General features: G+C 39.4%; 3 protein-coding genes. 2 read left to right on the top strand and 1 reads right to left on the bottom strand.

The window, feature by feature from the left end:
- A partial coding sequence (locus Q0L68_RS18460; RefSeq protein ID WP_296705727.1) for an AAA family ATPase occupies nt 1-1,438 on the bottom strand: 1,438 nt, incomplete at its 3' end.
- A 722-nt stretch (nt 1,439-2,160) separates the two neighbouring features.
- Here Q0L68_RS18460 and Q0L68_RS18455 point away from each other — a divergent pair.
- Both Q0L68_RS18455 and Q0L68_RS18450 read left to right on the top strand, forming a co-directional pair.
- Nucleotides 2,161-2,652, top strand: coding sequence for a hypothetical protein (locus Q0L68_RS18455; protein ID WP_296705726.1), 492 nt, complete (start codon nt 2,161-2,163; stop codon nt 2,650-2,652).
- A gap of 168 nt (nt 2,653-2,820) precedes the next feature.
- A partial coding sequence (locus tag Q0L68_RS18450; RefSeq protein WP_296705725.1) for a ubiquinol-cytochrome c reductase iron-sulfur subunit occupies nt 2,821-3,328 on the top strand: 508 nt, incomplete at its 3' end.

Genomic DNA, 3,328 nt, shown 5'->3' with positions numbered 1-3,328 from the left:
TCAATTCTTCACGGATCATTTCAATCACGCGATTGGTATCTTCGATCTTTTGATCCAGATCCTCCTGCTTGGCTTTCATGACTTCGAAAGCTTGGGTCGCTGTATCAAGTTCAGATTTCAGTTCGATCAGCTTTTCCTCAAAATCTACCAAAGAAGCCTCCTGAGAGGAATCATCGGAGGAAGTTCGTTCCAGTTCCTGCTTTAGTGTAGAAAGCTGGATTTGTTTGATTTCCTGTTCTTTTCCGAGTTGGTATACCTTTTCCTTCAGTTGCTCGAAGGAAGCGGTTAAAGTCTTCTGCTTGAGCTGATGCTCTGAGTGGATCTTTTTTTGGCTTTCGTAGGCATCACGAAGTTCATCGACAATAAGCTCCTTTTCTGCCAGCATTTTGGCTGCGGATTCCTGCTCATGCTTTAGGGAGCGAATAGAAAACCCTGCCCGCTCGTTGGACTTACGATCTGCGTCAATCTGCTCTCGGAGTTTTTGGGAACGATCTTCCAAAAACCGTAAACGCTCATTCTTGATTTTCTTTTCCGACTCGAAGGTTCGAATCTTGTTAACGTGATCGTTAAGTGTCTTTTGGCGGGAAGCCAGGAGTTTTTCTTTACTTATCAGATCTGCTTTGAGCTGGTTGAGCAAAGCTTCCTGATCCGCCATCTGCGTTTGGATTTGTAGCTTTCTATCACTTTCCTGCTGGATCTGCTGATTGGTCGCCAGAAGGGCAGAAGTGTATTTCTCTATGCTTTTCTTGGCCAGGTTGATGCTGGCAACTTTATATTCTTTCTTGATTTCGAAGTACTTCGCTGCTTGCTTGGCTTGCTTTTCGAGACTCTTTAAGTTCTTTTCTATTTCATAAAGCAAATCTTCCACCCGGTCCAGATCTCCATCTGTATCCTCCAGTTTTCGTAGAGTTTCTTTCTTTCGGTTTTTGAATTTGGAGATTCCTGCTGCCTCTTCGAAAAGATCTCTTCTTGAGTTGTTCTTGTCATTCAGCAGCTCATCGATCATCTTTAGTTCGATGATGGCGTAAGAGTTGGAATTGATCCCCGTATCCATAAAAAGATTGGTGATGTCTTTCAATCGGCAAGTGACGCCATTGATTTGATATTCACTATCTCCGGAGCGGTAGTAACGACGGGTGATGGTTACGTGCGTGTATTCAGTTGGAAGGAGGTTTTTGGTGTTTTCGAAAGTGAGAGAGACTTCAGCTAAATTGGAAGGCTTCCGGTTTTTGGTGCCATTGAAAATGACATTTTCCATCTTGTCCGAGCGGAGCATCCGGGTTTTTTGTTCTCCCAGCACCCAGCGGATGGCGTCTACCACATTGGATTTCCCGCAACCGTTCGGCCCTACAACACCTGTGATTCCTTTATCGAAATGAATCACCATTTTATCACCAAAACTCTTAAATCCCTTGATCTCCAGCTTACTGAGCAGCATCCTTATTTGTTCATCTGAAATAAAGAAACAAAATAAGATCATTTGGCAGATTGTCCAAGGATTTGGATGATCTATGATCATTAAAATTGAAGAGTTCCTAATTTAATTGAATTCTAATTTGAGAAGAATTGTTTTTTGGTGGAGCGGGAGGGGGACACAGCAGCGGGGTGTGCGTAAGGCAAGTGCGGTTGAAGCTTTGCTGTGTCTTGATTTTTTGGTCCTTTTGTATCAAGACAAAAGGACATGAAATATGGATAAAAGATAATCGCAGATAAGTTTATATAGCTTTAGAGTTAACTTAAATGTTACTTTTGAAACCAAAAGTAACCAAAAGTTTTTTCCCTAAACTCTCCTTCAAATCGGCCACATATTTGAGTGAAATCTCAATCCGTTACGATTTGATTTTTTCGCTTTTGTAAATCCTAAAAATCAATGGATCCCCGAAGCAAGTTCGGGGCTAATTGATTTTCTTAACGGATTTCCATGCAGCTCAAAAACCGGATAGTTTAAGGGAGACCTCCAATAAACAAACCTTCTAAGAATTAACTAATCCTAAATAGAAATAAAAGAATAACTCAGACTTCTAATCTGCAAATTTCCTCTTTTCAACAAATACAACTATGACAACATAAAACTCGCAACCCACAACCTCCTAATCTCTAAACAATCAACAACCATTTCAATTCCTCCTACTTTTCAAAAAAATCCCTTAACTTCCATTCATGGATTTAGGAAACATCATCTACATCGTTGCAGTCATAGGCTACTTTATTTACCAATTAAGTAAGAAAAAGAAATCTGGGGACAATGAAGGTCCGGAAAGGGAATTGAATGAACCTTCTAGACCCACGACTTTTGAAGATTTGATGCGAGAAATCCGGGAAGCGCAAAACCCAAATCGCCCACAACCAGCTCCAAAACCAAGGGTTCAGCAAAGACAGGTAGAAGAAATCAAGCCAGAGCCAGTTAAAAAGAAATGGTATGAAGAAACAGCAGATGATGAGATTTCTTATTACGATGGAGCTTATGAAAAAGCAAAAACTGCAGGTGAAAAAGCGGTTCCTATTTCTCAATTAGAATTTACAGATATTGGTTTAAAGGCTTATGAAAAAAAAGTAGAGAATGGAAATCGTTATGCAGAATTGTTAAAAAATCCTCAGTCTATAAAAGACGCCATTGTTCTTTCTGAAATTCTAAACCGAAAGCATTTTTAAGAATTTTTTCAGTTTCAAATTCAGTAAATCCTCTAAGTAATTTGAACTGGTAAAAAGGTTTATTAAATATTTTTATATCAAGGAGGTTGTTCATTTTTTTTAATTTACTTCAATCCAAATAACAACTTGGTCTCGTATGTGTTTACAAATAAACATAATATGAAGGCTATGGATCAATTACCTACTAATCAATCGGGCAAACTCACCAAATCAAGACGGGAATTTATTGAGAAATCAGGTTTGTCTGTAGCCCTGACCATGTTTGGGATAGGTTTTTTTACGTCATGTACGAATTCTGATGATATGCAACCCACAAACAACGGTGGCACTCCTATGAATCCGGGATCTGGAGGAGGTACAGGAATTGCGGTATCTGGAAATACCATCACGATAGACCTTACCATTCAAAAGGACTTAAATACAGATGGAGGTTGGTTATTGATTACCGCGGGTAAAACGTTGGTTTCTAAGGTTGGAAGTGAATTCATAGCACTTACCTCTGTTTGTACCCATTCTGGATGTGATACGAATTGGAGTTTTGCCAATTCAACCTATAATTGTTCCTGTCATGGATCTAAGTTTGATGCACAAGGAAATGTTATTACAGGTCCCGCTACTCAACCTTTAAAAGTTTATGCTACCGCTGTTTCTGGAAATACTTTAACGATTACTAAGT

Origin of the sequence: Algoriphagus sp. (assembly GCF_024642405.1) — a bacterium.
GTDB lineage: Bacteria > Bacteroidota > Bacteroidia > Cytophagales > Cyclobacteriaceae > Algoriphagus.
The sequence above is the reverse complement of the archived record's forward strand: the minus strand, read 5'-3'. Positions and strand labels throughout refer to the sequence as shown.

Coding starts and splice junctions, on each gene's coding strand:
- Q0L68_RS18455 (WP_296705726.1), top strand. CDS start 2,161: ATGGATTTAGGAAACATCATCTACATCGTTGCAGTCATAGGCTACTTT.